The sequence below is a fragment of the Streptomyces sp. NPDC058579 genome (genome assembly GCF_042718575.1).
In the GTDB taxonomy this organism is placed as follows: Bacteria; Actinomycetota; Actinomycetes; order Streptomycetales; family Streptomycetaceae; genus Streptomyces.
In genome coordinates this window covers 126,926-139,716 of record NZ_JBHXPI010000005.1, presented here as the reverse complement: position 1 = coordinate 139,716, position 12,791 = coordinate 126,926, and the positions used below count along the sequence as shown (strand labels likewise).

General features: G+C 70.3%; 16 protein-coding genes and 1 pseudogene. 8 read left to right on the top strand and 9 right to left on the bottom strand.

What is annotated here, in order from left to right; all coding sequences use genetic code 11:
- Nucleotides 1-67: 67 nt before the first annotated feature.
- The 6 genes from ACFWRO_RS09425 to ACFWRO_RS09400 form a co-directional block, all read right to left on the bottom strand.
- Nucleotides 68-301, bottom strand: coding sequence for a DUF397 domain-containing protein (locus tag ACFWRO_RS09425; protein WP_384506674.1), 234 nt, complete (start codon nucleotides 299-301; stop codon nucleotides 68-70).
- A gap of 223 nt (nucleotides 302-524) precedes the next feature.
- Nucleotides 525-1,379 (bottom strand): helix-turn-helix domain-containing protein, encoded by an 855-nt coding sequence (locus ACFWRO_RS09420; RefSeq protein WP_384506671.1) that lies wholly within the window; start codon nucleotides 1,377-1,379, stop codon nucleotides 525-527.
- Nucleotides 1,380-1,399: 20 nt separating this feature from the next.
- Nucleotides 1,400-1,927 carry a DUF6879 family protein gene (locus ACFWRO_RS09415; RefSeq protein WP_384506669.1) on the bottom strand — a complete coding sequence of 176 codons (528 nt, stop codon included), beginning with the start codon at nucleotides 1,925-1,927 and terminating at the stop codon, nucleotides 1,400-1,402.
- A complete protein-coding gene (locus ACFWRO_RS09410) occupies nucleotides 1,905-2,132 on the bottom strand; it encodes a hypothetical protein (RefSeq protein ID WP_384506666.1) in 228 nt (75 codons plus the stop codon). The genes ACFWRO_RS09415 and ACFWRO_RS09410 overlap by 23 nt, the downstream gene beginning before the upstream one ends.
- Nucleotides 2,133-2,224: 92 nt before the next feature.
- Nucleotides 2,225-2,431, bottom strand: a complete 207-nt coding sequence (locus tag ACFWRO_RS09405) for a DUF397 domain-containing protein (RefSeq protein ID WP_384506664.1) — start codon at nucleotides 2,429-2,431, stop codon at nucleotides 2,225-2,227.
- Nucleotides 2,432-2,459: 28 nt separating this feature from the next.
- Entirely contained in the window at nucleotides 2,460-3,311 is an 852-nt protein-coding gene (locus tag ACFWRO_RS09400; protein ID WP_384506661.1) for a helix-turn-helix domain-containing protein, read from the bottom strand.
- Between the two features lie 543 nt (nucleotides 3,312-3,854).
- On the opposite strand from ACFWRO_RS09400, the gene ACFWRO_RS09395 reads away from it, so the two are divergent.
- A complete protein-coding gene (locus ACFWRO_RS09395) occupies nucleotides 3,855-4,259 on the top strand; it encodes an ATP-binding protein (RefSeq protein WP_384506660.1) in 405 nt (134 codons plus the stop codon).
- A gap of 58 nt (nucleotides 4,260-4,317) precedes the next feature.
- Here ACFWRO_RS09395 and ACFWRO_RS09390 read toward each other — a convergent pair whose 3' ends face one another.
- Both ACFWRO_RS09390 and ACFWRO_RS09385 read right to left on the bottom strand, forming a co-directional pair.
- Nucleotides 4,318-5,007, bottom strand: a complete 690-nt coding sequence (locus ACFWRO_RS09390) for a copper homeostasis protein CutC (protein WP_384506658.1) — start codon at nucleotides 5,005-5,007, stop codon at nucleotides 4,318-4,320.
- A gap of 77 nt (nucleotides 5,008-5,084) precedes the next feature.
- Nucleotides 5,085-6,020 carry a hypothetical protein gene (locus ACFWRO_RS09385; protein ID WP_384506655.1) on the bottom strand — a complete coding sequence of 312 codons (936 nt, stop codon included), beginning with the start codon at nucleotides 6,018-6,020 and terminating at the stop codon, nucleotides 5,085-5,087.
- Nucleotides 6,021-6,232: 212 nt separating this feature from the next.
- On the opposite strand from ACFWRO_RS09385, the gene ACFWRO_RS09380 reads away from it, so the two are divergent.
- From ACFWRO_RS09380 to ACFWRO_RS09370, 3 genes are all read left to right on the top strand, one after another.
- Entirely contained in the window at nucleotides 6,233-6,523 is a 291-nt protein-coding gene (locus ACFWRO_RS09380) for a heavy-metal-associated domain-containing protein (RefSeq protein WP_384506653.1), read from the top strand.
- A gap of 88 nt (nucleotides 6,524-6,611) precedes the next feature.
- Nucleotides 6,612-8,879 (top strand): heavy metal translocating P-type ATPase, encoded by a 2,268-nt coding sequence (locus ACFWRO_RS09375; RefSeq protein ID WP_384506650.1) that lies wholly within the window; start codon nucleotides 6,612-6,614, stop codon nucleotides 8,877-8,879.
- Between the two features lie 53 nt (nucleotides 8,880-8,932).
- Nucleotides 8,933-9,214 carry a metal-sensitive transcriptional regulator gene (locus tag ACFWRO_RS09370; RefSeq protein ID WP_250766246.1) on the top strand — a complete coding sequence of 94 codons (282 nt, stop codon included), beginning with the start codon at nucleotides 8,933-8,935 and terminating at the stop codon, nucleotides 9,212-9,214.
- A 19-nt stretch (nucleotides 9,215-9,233) separates the two neighbouring features.
- Here ACFWRO_RS09370 and ACFWRO_RS09365 read toward each other — a convergent pair whose 3' ends face one another.
- On the bottom strand, nucleotides 9,234-9,389 hold the full coding sequence (locus tag ACFWRO_RS09365) for a hypothetical protein (RefSeq protein ID WP_384506647.1): 156 nt from the start codon (nucleotides 9,387-9,389) through the stop codon (nucleotides 9,234-9,236).
- A gap of 102 nt (nucleotides 9,390-9,491) precedes the next feature.
- Between ACFWRO_RS09365 and ACFWRO_RS09360 the strand changes: the two are divergent.
- From ACFWRO_RS09360 to ACFWRO_RS09345, 4 genes and pseudogenes are all read left to right on the top strand, one after another.
- Nucleotides 9,492-9,848: pseudogene (locus ACFWRO_RS09360) on the top strand (BlaI/MecI/CopY family transcriptional regulator); the annotation flags it as partial.
- A gap of 278 nt (nucleotides 9,849-10,126) precedes the next feature.
- Nucleotides 10,127-11,038, top strand: a complete 912-nt coding sequence (locus ACFWRO_RS09355) for a M56 family metallopeptidase (protein ID WP_384506644.1) — start codon at nucleotides 10,127-10,129, stop codon at nucleotides 11,036-11,038.
- A gap of 136 nt (nucleotides 11,039-11,174) precedes the next feature.
- Nucleotides 11,175-11,660: a GNAT family N-acetyltransferase gene (locus ACFWRO_RS09350; protein ID WP_384506641.1), complete on the top strand. Its 486-nt coding sequence runs from the start codon at nucleotides 11,175-11,177 to the stop codon at nucleotides 11,658-11,660.
- A gap of 175 nt (nucleotides 11,661-11,835) precedes the next feature.
- Complete coding sequence (locus ACFWRO_RS09345; protein WP_384506638.1) at nucleotides 11,836-12,720, top strand: class I SAM-dependent methyltransferase; 885 nt, start codon at nucleotides 11,836-11,838, stop codon at nucleotides 12,718-12,720.
- The last annotated feature ends 71 nt before the right edge of the window (nucleotides 12,721-12,791 follow it).

Below are 12,791 nucleotides of genomic sequence, written 5' to 3'. Positions count from 1 at the left end.
CTCCAGGTGGTTCAGAAAAGGCCGCCCCCAGCTGCATGGGGGCGGCCCCTGCGCTGTCCGTACGGAGCTAGACGAGACGCCGCTGCTTCACCCACCCGAGAGCGAAGTTGTCCAGCTCGGTCCTGGTGGCCCGCAGTTCCAGGCCCGCGCCGGCGGGCTTGGTGTCGTGCAGAACGAAGCCGTCGGTCGTCCCCGGAATCAGCGCGAACTCGATGCACGACTCGTGTTCGCCACCCAGGTTGCCGCCGCAGAACTTCACGAATTCCGCGCCTTCGATAGGCCGGTTGTAGAGATCGTCCATGGGGAGGAGGCCTCCTCGGTCACACCTGAACTGCGGGGAGACGGTCCCCGCGCCGTGGAGCGTTCACAGCGCCCGGCCGCGGCCGGGACTCGTCACCGGTGCTCCTCGATCCACTCGGCGAGCCTGGCCGCATCCGTAGGACGAAGCGGCATCGGTGACGCTTCGTAGAGGATCGGCCGAGCCGCTCGGCGCGCTCAACAAACTTGCACGCGCTTGCAGATCTTCACCCCAGGGCGTTGATCGCCTCCGTGATCAGCGCCCGCGCCCGCGGCCCGTAGGAGGCGATCGCGGCGAGTTCGGCGAACATCTTCGCGTACACGCCGATCTCACTCGGCTGCTTCACGGTGACCTGCGCCGTGGCCAGCTCGATGACGACCTGCTGGTCGTCGAAGATCCAGAAGCCTTCCAGAGGCCACATGACCCGATCGGCGGACATAGAGATCACGCCCAGGCTCACCTGCGGCAGAGAGGCGACGGCGAGGAGGTGGCCCAGCTGGGCCGCCATGACCTCGGGGCTCCCGAACCTGGACCGCAGCGCGGATTCCTCCAGCAGGAAGCCGAAGCGGCGGTTCGCGTCGCGGAGCACGTGCTGGCGCTCGACGCGCACGGTGACTGCGGCCTCGGAATCGTCGGGGATCTGCCGGAAGTCGACGATCCGGCCCATGATCGCCCGGGCGTAGTCGGCTGTCTGCAGTAGCCCCGGGATGACCCCCGGCTCGTAGACACGGAAGCGACGGGTTCGCTCGTAGAGAGGCACATGCGCCTGTTGGCCTCGCCGCAGTCCATCTCGCTGCATCCTGCGCCACTCGACGTACATCTCGTCGATGTTGTGCGCCCTGGCCATGAGGTCTGCGTACAGCTCAGGGACACCGCACAGCTCGCAGTACAGACGGATGTCGTCGTTCGAGGGCGATGTACGGGCGTTCTCAATACGGGAAGCCTTGGACTCGCTCCAGCCGGCACGAGCCGCGAAGGCCCGTGCCGTCATGCCGGTCGGTCTGCGGATCTCCCGGAGCTGGCGCCCGAGCGCTACGCGTTCCTCTTGGACAGCGGAGAAGGGTGAGGATGGCACTGGCATGGCCTGTTCGGTGGGGTCGATCAGACCGGCCGGTACTCCGCGTGAGGGGTTGCGCGATTCCACACAGCCTCGAACGATCCCATGCAGAGATCGCGGACCACTGGATCAGTCGTCAGCTCGATCCACTCGCCCGGCGCACACTCACCGTTGCCGTCGAAGTGGAGTACGAGAACGAGTTCGTTGTCGAAGACCCAGAAGTCGTTCCCTGGGAACGCGATGTCAGTGGCGCTCCTCCGGGGAAGCCAACGGATCGCCTCTCCCGCCTTGATGTTGGCCTCGGAGACGTGGTGCTCGAACTTGACGTAGTCCGACTCCGGAACCGAGAAGACCCGGGCGCGACGGACCGACACACCCCGGTCCGTAGCATCGCGGACCCACTTGAGCCATGGCCTGAGTTCGGGGTCGTTGTCCTCGGCGGAGTTCCGCACGCCGGCCTTCCACGCGACGTAACTCGGGTCCGACTCCATGTACGTGTCGCGCATCTCCAGATGCACAGCCGAGTGACGAGCCGAGCTGAGCAGCTCCTCAAACGTCGGAACCTTCGTCACGCTTCACCTCCAGGAAGAACTGGACCATGCGCCTGGGCAGTTCGATGACATCCTCGTGATCGGGGATGTCCATCAGCGACCGACGCTCGCCGTCGCTGACCTTGTATCCCTGGACCAAGTAGGTGTCGGTCTCGTCGTCCAGGTAGATCGTCGGAGAAGCGCCGTCCTTGCTCTCCGGGTCTTTGCCAAGCATGCGCAGGGCCACGATGTCCTCCTCGCTCGGGGCTGACGATGCCTGTGGCCGAGCTTGCACCGAACTCATCCGTCATCGCACGGAACTTGCACCAACTTGCAGCATCACGCGCTTCTCGGTGCCCGCACTTCCTCAAGGAATGCCTGCCACGATCCGGCGTCGAAGCGCAAGAACGGCCCGCTCGCGCACTTGCTGTCCCGTACGGCTGCACCGCAGACGAGGTCTGCAACCTCTACGCAGTCGCCACCGCCGGACCCTCCGCCGCTGTAACTGCTCTTGCGCCAGACGGTGTCGCCAAGCTCGGAGGCCATCACGGTTCGCACCTCGACTTCCTGTCGGTCACAGCTCTCGTCTGACTTGCTGGATCAGATCGAGGCTGTCGGCAGGGCTCAACGCTGTTGATCTCAGCGAGTCGAAGGCGAGCGTATAGGAACGGGTCTCTTGCGGAGTTTCCATGTGCAGCGTCCCCGTGACGTGCTCCACGCAGACCACATCGGAGAAGGCTGGGGTAGGGAAGCCGAAGAGAACGAAGGCCCCGGTGAGTCCGACGTGGGCTCCGGAGGAGATCGGAAGCACCTGGATGTCGACGTTCGGCCGCTCGGCGACGTCCAGCAGACGATCAAGCTGGGGACCCATGACCTTGCCCCCACCCACCTCGCCACGGAGCGCGGCTTCGCCTTCGATGACGACGATCCTCGGCGGGTCACCCCTCTCCAGCACCTCTTGACGCTGCATGCGCGTCTGGACGAACTTGTCCGTCTGCTCGGGGCTGAACATCTCCGGATTGGACCGGTACAGCGCGCGTGCATAGTCGGGCGTCTGGAACAGCCCTGCGATCAGGAGTGGTTGAAACGACCTGATGTAGTCGGAGGTCTGCTCGTAGTCGATGTGATCCGCGTACGAAGGCAGCGTCGCTCCGAGGTGACGCGTCCAGCCCGCCTCGCCCCCACGCCGGGCCAGCCCGACCAGCCCTTCGACCAGAGCGGCGTCCTCCACTCCGTAGAACGTGAGCAGGTCGCGTAGTTCGCCGAGCGAGATTCCGAGCCGTGCGTTCTCGATGCGGCTGATCTTCGATCGGTGGCAGCCGATGCGCTCAGCCGCCTCATCGGGTGTCTTCCCTGCCGCCTCACGCAGCCGTACCAGCGTTGCCGCGAGTCGACGGCGTCGGACAGTTGGTCGACTTTCGACCATGTGATGCCCCCTCAGAGCCGCTCAGATCCCCCAAGAGTAGTGCGGCACTGGCGAGTTGGAACATTTTCCATTTGATTCAGTTGCGGATGGAGCATGTGCGGTAGCACCCTGGTTCCAGTAGCCCGTCGTGACGCATTGCCAGCGCTGGGTGACTGCACCTGTGGCAAACCAATACGAAGACCCCCGCGACCGAGCGACCGGTCCGGGGGCATGGCCAACGCTTTCGAGGAGCGTCAACGTGACGAACACTATCGCCCGCCTCTTCGAGCCGCTGTTGCGGCTGCTTTTCCCTCCATCCGGCAGGCGCCGCCTGGGGGCGGGGTGGACCGCCCCCATCGCGCACCCCGCGATGCCCGCCACTTGCCCGCTCCGGTCCTGGCCGGTGTTTCACGGCGAGGACAGCCCAGTCGTACGCCCCTACCTCGCCGCACACGAACTGCGAGAGGCGTGCCGAGCACAGAGGCAGCGTCGGCGAGCCCTATGGCTCGCCGTACATGGCATCGACGTGGGGCCGCGGCTGATTCACGGCGTGGAGGTGGCTTGATGGATCAGCCGCCCACGATCGTGCTGCGGTGGAGCCGCAGCGCCCGGAATGTCGGTCGGGCGCGGGCGGAGTTGCGTACGACGCTGAGCGCCTGGGGATTGAGTCGGATCGAGGACGCGGCCTCTCTCGTTCTCTCGGAGCTGCTGACCAACGCGGTCAGGCACGCCCGGACCGCGCCCGATCGGGAAATCGAGACCCGCTACCTCAAGATCCCCAGAGGGCTTCGCGTCGAGGTGCACGACGCGTCGGAGGTGCGACCGCTCATGGCGCTTCCTGCTGCCGAGGCGGGCGGCGGCTGGGGGCTTCCGCTGGTCGACGTCCTGTCAGAGAAATGGGGCGTGTCCGACCGGGAGGGGTTCGGGAAGTTCGTATGGGCTGAGCTGTCCGTCGAAGCTGCGCACTAGGCACCCGATGGGACCGCCCCTCCTCCGTAGAGGTGGCGGTCCCTTCGCGGTGGTGCGGCTACGCGTCCAGGGCCTCGCGCCAGACTCGTACCGCTTCCGGGGAGACCGGGGACGTCCAGCCGTTGGGGCGGGCTGCGCCGCCGATGTGGAAGGCGGAGAGGCCGGCGGTGCGGAGTTGGGGGAGGTGGTCGAGGCGGAGGCCGCCGCCTACCAGGATCTGGGGCTCGTAGCCGGGCTCGCCCGCGCGGGCCGCTTCCGCGAGGAGGACGGGGAGGCCGTCGTCGACGCCGGTGGGGGAGCCCGCCGTGAGGTAGGTGTCGAGGCCCGGCAGGTCGGCGAGCTGCTTGCGCAGGGCGTCGCGGTCGGGCGTGCGGTCGATCGCCCGGTGGAAGGTCCACCGGCAGCCGTCCAGGACGGTGATCAGCCGCTCCACCGCCACCAGGTCCGCGTCGCCGTCCGGTGTGAGGAAGCCGAGTACGAACTCGTCCGCGCCCGCCTCCCGGAGCTCGGTCGCGCGGGCCACGAGCGCGTCGATGTCGCCCGCGGCGAAGCCGTCCGTCAGTCTGAGCATCACGCGCAGCGGGATGTCCACGGCGGCGCGGATCGCGGCGAAGCCGGTCCGCGACGGGGTCAGCCCGTCGGCCGCCATGTCGGTGACCAGCTCAAGGCGGTCCGCCCCTCCGGCCTGGGCGGCGACCGCGTCCTCCTCGTCGAGGGCGATCACCTCTAGGACTGCACGGTTGCTCATCGAGCCCATTCCTCCATGAATGACGGCCATAGGTCTGCAGATCTACCGGTCTACAGGTCTAGTCCAATGGCCCCACCCTAGCCGTGCTCGTGGGCTCCCGCATCGTGCCCCGTCCCATCCGGCGTCGCGATCGCCGGCGCACCGCCCTGGCCCGCCTGCACCGTGAACGCCGCCGTCCGCACCTTTCCGCCGTGCTGGAAGTCCAGGAACAGGCGGTACGAGCCCGCGCTCGGCGCCGTCGCCGTGAAGGAGACGTCCGGGCCCGGGCCGCCCTCGTTGGGGTGGACGTGGAGGTAGGCCAGGTCGCCGGCGCGCAGGGCGACCAGATGGCCGTACGCCCCGAGGTACGGCTCCAGGTCCGTCACCGGCTTCCCGCCCTTGCTGACCGTGAGCCTCAGCTCGCCCGCCCGGCCCGGGGCCAGAGTGCCGCCCAGTTCGACCTCGTAGCCGTCCACCGTCGCCGTCCGTGTCGGTGTGGGCAGTGGCTTCGGTGCGCTCATGCCGGGTACGGACAAGTCCGCGCCCAACGTCACACCCTTCGCGTTCTTTTCCGCCGGCTTGAAGTCCGCGAACGCCTTGTAGCCGCCCGCCGCCGGCAGGTCGACCGGCGTCGACCACGTCCCGTCCGCCGCCCGCACGGGGTGCAGGTGACGGAAGACCGTCAGGTCGCGCGAGGCCACGATGAAGTGCAGCTCCTTGCCGTGCTCGGTCGTGTACGCGGTGACCTTCCTGCCGCCCGCGTCCTTGACCGAGAACTTCAGGACGCTCCTCCCCTGCGCCGGGGTCGGCGTCTCCAGGGCCAGCGTGTAGCCGCCCTCCGAGACCTGGAGGCCCCCTGCCGCGGGGGCGGATGCGCTCGCCGCGGGGGCCGCTCCCGCCTCCGCGTGTTCGCCGTGCGCCGCCTTCGCCGGGCGCTCCCCCACGGGGCCGACGCCCACGCCCACGCCGTACGCCGTCCCGAACGTCGCGGCGACCGCGGCGGCGAAGGCGGTGATCTTCACTCCGGTGTTCATGGCTGCTCTCCCGTACGTGAGTGACCCGATGAGTCGGTGAGTCGACGAGTCGATGAGTGGCCCGATGTCGTCCAGCACCTCCCTCACCATACCCCTGGGGGGTATCTCGTCAAGTCGGGGGCACCCTTGCATTGGATACCACTGGGGGGTATACATGGACTCGTTCCCAGATACCCCCTCGGGGTATCCCAGTCACCATCACGGAGGAATCCATGTCTTCCTGCTGTACTCCCGACGGCAGCTGCTCCACCAACACCACCGACGCAGCCACCGCCACCGCCGTCGCCGAGAGCACCGCCACCGTCTACGCCGTGTCCGGCATGACCTGCGGGCACTGCAAGACCGCGATCACCACCTCCGTCTCCGCCCTCGACGGCGTCATCTCCGTGGACGTCGACGTCGCCGGCGGACTGGTGACCGTGACCACCGGTGGCGCGCCCGACGACGCCGCGATCACCGCCGCCGTCGACGACGCCGGCTACGAGCTGACCGGCCGCGTCTGACGGCGGCGGCCCACGCCCATTCCGGCCGCCGGGGCCCGTCCACCCATGGGCCCCGGCCCCCGCACCCCGCAGTACCGAGGAGCAGGAAATGACCACCACCACCCCAGGCGCCGCCCAGGTCGAGCTCGCCATCGGCGGCATGACCTGCGCCTCGTGCGCCGCCCGGATCGAGAAGAAGCTCAACCGCATGGACGGGGTCGAGGCCACCGTCAACTACGCCACCGAGAAGGCCAAGGTCACCTTCGACGCCGACGCCGACATCTCCGTCGACGACCTCATCGCCACCGTCGAGGCCACCGGGTACACCGCCGCCGAGCCCAAGCCCGAGCGCCCCGCCAACGGCAGCGACGGCCCCACCGACGACGAGAAGGCCGACGAAGAGCTCCGGCCCCTCAAGCAGCGGCTCGTCACCGCCGTCGCGCTCGCCGTCCCCGTCATCGCGATGGCGATGGTCCCGGCCCTCCAGATCGAGTACTGGCAGTGGCTCAGCCTCACCCTCGCCGCGCCCGTCGTCGTCTACGCCGCCTGGCCCTTCCACAAGGCCGCCTGGACCAACGCCAAGCACGGCGCGGCCACCATGGACACCCTGATCTCCGTCGGCACGATCGCCGCGTTCCTGTGGTCCCTGTGGGCGCTGTTCTTCGGCACCGCCGGTACGCCGGGCATGACCCACCCCTTCGAGTTCACGATCGCCCGCACCGACGGCGCCGGGAACATCTATCTGGAGGCCGCCGCCGGCGTCACCGCCTTCATCCTGGCCGGCCGCTACTTCGAGGCCCGTTCCAAGCGCAAGGCGGGCGCCGCCCTCAAGGCGCTCATGCAGCTCGGCGCCAAGGAGGTGACCGTCCTCCGGGACGGGCGCGAGATCACCGTGCCCACGGCCGAACTCCAGGTCGGTGACCGCTTCCTGGTCCGGCCCGGCGAGAAGATCGCCACCGACGGCACCGTCGTCGAGGGCTCCTCCGCCGTCGACGCCTCCATGCTCACCGGCGAGTCCGTACCCGTCGAGGTCTCCGTCGGCGACTCCGTCACCGGCGCCACCCTGAACGCCGGCGGCCGCCTCGTCGTCGAGGCCACCCGCGTCGGCGCCGACACCCAACTCGCCCGCATGGCCAAGCTCGTGGAGGACGCCCAGAACGGCAAGGCCGCCGCCCAGCGCCTCGCCGACAAGATCTCGGCCGTCTTCGTACCGATCGTCATCGCGCTCGCGCTCGGCACCCTCGGCTTCTGGCTCGGCACCGGCGCCGGTCTGACGGCCGCCTTCACCGCCGCCGTCGCCGTACTGATCATCGCCTGCCCCTGCGCCCTGGGCCTGGCCACGCCGACCGCGCTCATGGTCGGCACCGGGCGCGGCGCGCAGCTCGGCATCCTGATCAAGGGGCCCGAGGTCCTGGAGACCACGCGCAAGGTCGACACGATCGTCCTGGACAAGACCGGTACGGTCACCACCGGCCGGATGACGCTCATCAAGGTCCACACCGCCGCCGGTACGGACGAGACGGACGTACTGCGCCTCGCGGGCGCCCTGGAGCACTCCTCCGAGCACCCCATCGCGCAGGCCGTCGCCACCGGCGCCGCCGCCAAGGTCGGTACGCTCCCCACCCCCGAGGACTTCGCCAACATCCCCGGTCTCGGTGTCCAGGGCATCGTGGAGGGCCACGCGGTCCTCGTCGGCCGGGAGAAGCTGCTCACGGAGTGGGCGATGGAGCTGCCCGCCTCCCTGAAGTCCGCCAAGGAGGCCGCCGAGACGGCCGGGAAGACCGCGATCGCCGTCGCCTGGGACGGCGAGGCCCGCGCGGTTCTGGAGGTCGCCGACGCCGTCAAGGAGACCAGCCCCGAGGCGATCCGCCGGCTGCGCGGCCTCGGCCTCACCCCGATCCTCCTCACCGGCGACAACAAGGCGGTCGCGGAGGCCGTCGCCGCCGAGGTCGGCATCGACGAGGTCATCGCGGAGGTCATGCCGCAGGACAAGGTCGACGTCGTCAAGCGGCTGCAGGCGGAGGGGCGTTCGGTGGCCATGGTCGGTGACGGCGTCAACGACGCCGCCGCGCTCGCCCAGGCCGACCTGGGCCTGGCGATGGGCACCGGCACGGACGCCGCGATCGAGGCGGGCGACCTGACGCTCGTACGGGGAGACCTGCGGGCCGCGGCCGACGCGATCCGGCTCTCCCGGCGCACGCTCGGCACGATCCGCTCGAACCTGTTCTGGGCCTTCGCCTACAACGTGGCCGCCCTGCCGCTCGCCGCGGCCGGGCTGCTCAACCCGATGATCGCGGGCGCCGCGATGGCCTTCTCCTCGGTCTTCGTCGTCGGCAACAGCCTGCGCCTGCGTGGCTTCCAGGCCGCCGACAAGTAGCTCGACGAGTAGCTCGCGAGTAGACGAGTGGACGAGTAGCCGAGGAGCCTGCCATGGCCGGGTACGGACAGCACAAGGAAGACATCATCAGACGCCTGAGGCGGATCGAGGGGCAGGTGAGGGGGGTGCAGCGGATGGTCGACGAGGACGTGTACTGCATCGACGTCCTGACCCAGGTCTCCGCGATCAACGCGGCGCTGCAGTCCTGCGCCGTGGCCCTCCTGGACGAGCACCTCAGCTGCTGCGTGACCGAGGCGATCGCCCAGGGCGGGGACCAGGCGAAGGTGAAGGTGAGTGAGGCGTCGAAGGCGATCGCCCGGCTGATCAGGACGTAGCCGCAGCGCCTTGCGGGGCTCAACCGCCCTTGTGTGAAGGGCAGTCGGCGGTCACGGTGACGCTCAGGCGGAGACAGAGCCCGAGCACCGCCCGGAGGAGCGTCAGCTCCACCGAACCGGGCAGACCGGGGCCGCAGACCTTCGCGCAGGGGCGGTTCCTCATGAGGGTCGACATCCGGTCATTGTACCCCTAGGGGGTATGCCTGAGGTGTCTGCGGCGGTTCGACGGCCCGTACGATGGGCCGCCCGCGAGGGGACGCGAGGGGAGGGGATGCGCGTGCGCCGACTGGGAGAGCTGGAGGCGGAGATCATGGACCGGCTGTGGGCCTGGCAACGGCCCGCCACGGTCCGCGAGATCGTCGACGACATCAATCTGGGGCGCAGGGTCGCCTACACGACCGTGATGACGGTGGCGGACATCCTCCACCGCAAGGGCTGGCTGCGCCGCGAGAAGGCCGGCCGGGCCTGGCTGTACGAACCGGTCCGCAGCCGCGAGGAGTACACCGCGGCCCTCATGCAGGACGCCCTCGGCGACAGCGCCGACCGCCCGGCCGCCCTCCTCCGCTTCGTGGAGACCATCTCCCCCGAGGACATGCGCGCCTTGGACGCCGCGCTGCGGATGGCGCGCGGGGGTTGGGATGGGGACGGGGAAGGGGACGGAGAGCCTTCGGCCCGGGGGCAGGACAGGCCCGGGGTGGGCGGCCCCGGTCGCGGCGACACCGCCGACGGCGGCCCGGGTCGTGGCGCCCTCGGTGGCGAGGCGCCCCGAGCAGACGCCCCCCGCCAGGCACCTCCCGGCAGTGGCGGCCCTGGTGGCGACGCGCGCGGCGCCGACGCGCCCCGTACCGACGCGCCCCGTACCGACGCGCCGCTCGGCGACGCGGCCCGCCACGGCCTGCCCGGTGGTGGCGTGTGAGTCATCACGTGCTGTTGCCGCTCGGGCTCGCGTTCGTCTGTGGGGTGTTGATCCCCTGCCTCCTCGTACGGGCCCGCTGGGCGCAGCAGGTGCCGCGGCTCGGGCTCGCCGTGTGGGCGGTGATCGGGGCCGTGTTCGCCGGGGCCGCCGCGTTGCTGCCCGCCCAGCTCGTCCTCGACGGGGACAGCAGCCACCGGCTGACCGACCGGGTCGTCACGCTCGACCTCCCCTCCCCCGCCGCCCTCCTCGACCTGACCGCCCGCCAGTACACGGCCGCCGCCCTGGCCCTCGCCGTCCTCGGGCTGCCCACCGCCGGATTCGTACGGGAGCTGCTGCGCGCCCGCCGCTCACGGCTGCGGCACGCGGGCGTGCTGCGCCTGGTCGGGCGGTACGACTCGGACCTGCGGGCCACCGTGCTGGACCACGCCCGCCCCGCCGTCTACTGCCTGCCGGGCCGCTCCCGGCGCGTCGTCGTCTCCTCCGGCGCCCTGGACACCCTCACCGCACCGCAGTTGGCGGCCGCGCTGGCGCACGAGCGCGCGCACATCGCGGGACGGCACCACCTCCTCGTCGCGGCGACGGAGGCCTTCGCCACCGTCTTCCCCCGCCTCCCCCTCGCCCGCCACGGCGGAACCGCCGTACCGCTGCTGCTCGAAATGGCCGCCGACGACCGGGCGTTGCGCCGCTGCTCGCGCGACGCGCTCGCGACGGCCCTGTACGCGCTCGCGTCCGGCCAGGCACCGCGCGAGGCCCTCGCGGCGGGCGGGCCCTCGGCCGCGCTGCGGATGCGGCGCATTCTCACTCCGTACAGCGCGGGACACCCCGTGCTACGCGGCATGCTCGCGATCTCGACGGCCGCCGGGGCGATGGCTCCGTTGATCGCCGCGTGTTGTTCCGTACCCGGATAACCGACTCGTTTCAGCGGCTCATTACTAAGTGAATTCGTAGATTTCACATCGGTCACCATCCGTCCCGCGGCCCTGAATTCCCGGCTAGTGTGGGTATGTTGACGCTGGGGCTCGGCACGTCGAAGGGTACGAACCAATGCAGCTGGCTGACGTGCGGGCGGCGGCGGCCGCCGACGCGGCGACGATATCCAGGCTGCTGGCGGATGCCATTCGGGGCAGTTACCACGAAATCCTCGGTGAAATCCCGGTGCACCGACTCGTGTCCACCCAATGCGCACTTCCGCGCATCCGCGCGGAAATTGAAATTCCGGGTGGCGCGCCCGGCTGGCTCGGCTGGCTCGTGGCCACCGGCGAGGACGGCACGATCGTCGGCGCGGCGGCCGGCGGGGTCCCGGTGCCGGGCGAGGGCGAGGTGTACGCGCTCGCCGTGGCCGAGTCCTCGCGCCGACGGGGCGTGGGCTCGGCGCTGCTTGGCGCGGCGACGGAGCGGATGCTCGGGTTCGGGGCGTTCGCACAGCGCGTGACGCTCCCCTCGGACGCGGACAAGGACCCGTCCCTCCCCTTCTACGAGAGCCAGGGCTTCGCGCCCCTCAACCCGACTCGCCTCGGCCGCCCGCTGTAACTCCTCCTCACAGGGCCCATCGCCTGGCAGATGAACGCCATCGCGTGTTCACGCCGTCGCCGAACCTGGAAGCGGCGCGCTCTCCCCCGGCACCATGGACGCGCGACGCGGTCGCCCGGCGGCACGGGTTCCCGCTTCGCGGACGGCATGGACCGAGCGAGCCCCTGGAGGAGCGATGCACACACCGAGCGGCGCCGCGCTCGCGCCGGTCCTGCCGTCCCGATACGACCCCCACACCGACGCCCTGCCGGGTCTCGAGTCCGTCTCCCCCTGGGGCGAGGACGCCGTCTGGCTGTACGACGCCCTCCTCGGGCCCCACAGCGCCGACATCGTCCGCTACCTCGACCTCGCCCGCGCGACCACGACCGGTCCCCATGGCACCCGAAGCCCCGTCCTCGACCTCGGCTCCGGCGCCGGGCGGCTCGCCGTCCCGTTCGCCCGGCACGGCTTCGCCGTCGAGGCCGTCGACCGCGACCCCGCCGCCCTGGCCCGGCTCGACACCTGGGCGCGGCGCATCGGCCCCCAGGTCGCCCGGCTCGTCCTCACCACCCGCGCCGACCTCACCGAACTCCGCCTGCACCGCAGTTACCGCCTCGCGCTCCTGGCCGGCGCCATGGTCTCCGCCGTACCGCCACGGTCCCGCCCCACCCTGCTCCGCGAGATCGCCACGCACCTGGACACCGGCGGCGCCCTCGCCCTCGACTACACCTCCCACCTGCGCCACGGCCTCGTCACCGAGCCGTCGCGCACCTGGACGTTCCAGGTCCCCCGGTTCGACGGGGTCGAGGAGTGGGTGGTCGCCCGGCAGGTCTTCGACCTGCCCACGATGAGCGAGCGGATCACCTACTACGCGGCCAGGACCGGCAAGCGCTCCGACGAACGGGTCGTGCTCACCACCGACAAGTGGATCGTCGACCCCGAGCGCCTCGCGGCCGAGCTGCGCTCCGCGGGCCTGCGCATCGAGGGCCGGCGGCGGCACCGCATCGACGAACGGACCGAGAGCGTGCTCCTCATCTGCCGCGCCGGGGAGACAAGAGGTACGATGCCCACAAAAGTTTGAGCCGACCAGATCGATCGACCAGTTCCAACCAGGTCGACCAGGTCACCAGGTCGGTCCGATCGACCGTGCCG

Bases quoted from the DNA above. Each gene is read 5' to 3' on its own strand.
- ACFWRO_RS09425 (WP_384506674.1), bottom strand. From the start codon at position 301: ATGGACGATCTCTACAACCGGCCTATCGAAGGCGCGGAATTCGTGAAG.
- ACFWRO_RS09380 (WP_384506653.1), top strand. From the start codon at position 6,233: ATGTCTTCCTGCTGTACTCCCGACGGCAGCTGCTCCACCAACACCACC.
- ACFWRO_RS09350 (WP_384506641.1), top strand. From the start codon at position 11,175: ATGCAGCTGGCTGACGTGCGGGCGGCGGCGGCCGCCGACGCGGCGACG.
- ACFWRO_RS09400 (WP_384506661.1), bottom strand. From the start codon at position 3,311: ATGGTCGAAAGTCGACCAACTGTCCGACGCCGTCGACTCGCGGCAACG.
- ACFWRO_RS09345 (WP_384506638.1), top strand. From the start codon at position 11,836: ATGCACACACCGAGCGGCGCCGCGCTCGCGCCGGTCCTGCCGTCCCGA.
- ACFWRO_RS09395 (WP_384506660.1), top strand. From the start codon at position 3,855: ATGGATCAGCCGCCCACGATCGTGCTGCGGTGGAGCCGCAGCGCCCGG.
- ACFWRO_RS09375 (WP_384506650.1), top strand. From the start codon at position 6,612: ATGACCACCACCACCCCAGGCGCCGCCCAGGTCGAGCTCGCCATCGGC.
- ACFWRO_RS09390 (WP_384506658.1), bottom strand. From the start codon at position 5,007: ATGAGCAACCGTGCAGTCCTAGAGGTGATCGCCCTCGACGAGGAGGAC.
- ACFWRO_RS09420 (WP_384506671.1), bottom strand. From the start codon at position 1,379: ATGCCAGTGCCATCCTCACCCTTCTCCGCTGTCCAAGAGGAACGCGTA.
- ACFWRO_RS09365 (WP_384506647.1), bottom strand. From the start codon at position 9,389: ATGTCGACCCTCATGAGGAACCGCCCCTGCGCGAAGGTCTGCGGCCCC.
- ACFWRO_RS09405 (WP_384506664.1), bottom strand. From the start codon at position 2,431: ATGGCCTCCGAGCTTGGCGACACCGTCTGGCGCAAGAGCAGTTACAGC.
- ACFWRO_RS09370 (WP_250766246.1), top strand. From the start codon at position 8,933: ATGGCCGGGTACGGACAGCACAAGGAAGACATCATCAGACGCCTGAGG.
- ACFWRO_RS09385 (WP_384506655.1), bottom strand. From the start codon at position 6,020: ATGAACACCGGAGTGAAGATCACCGCCTTCGCCGCCGCGGTCGCCGCG.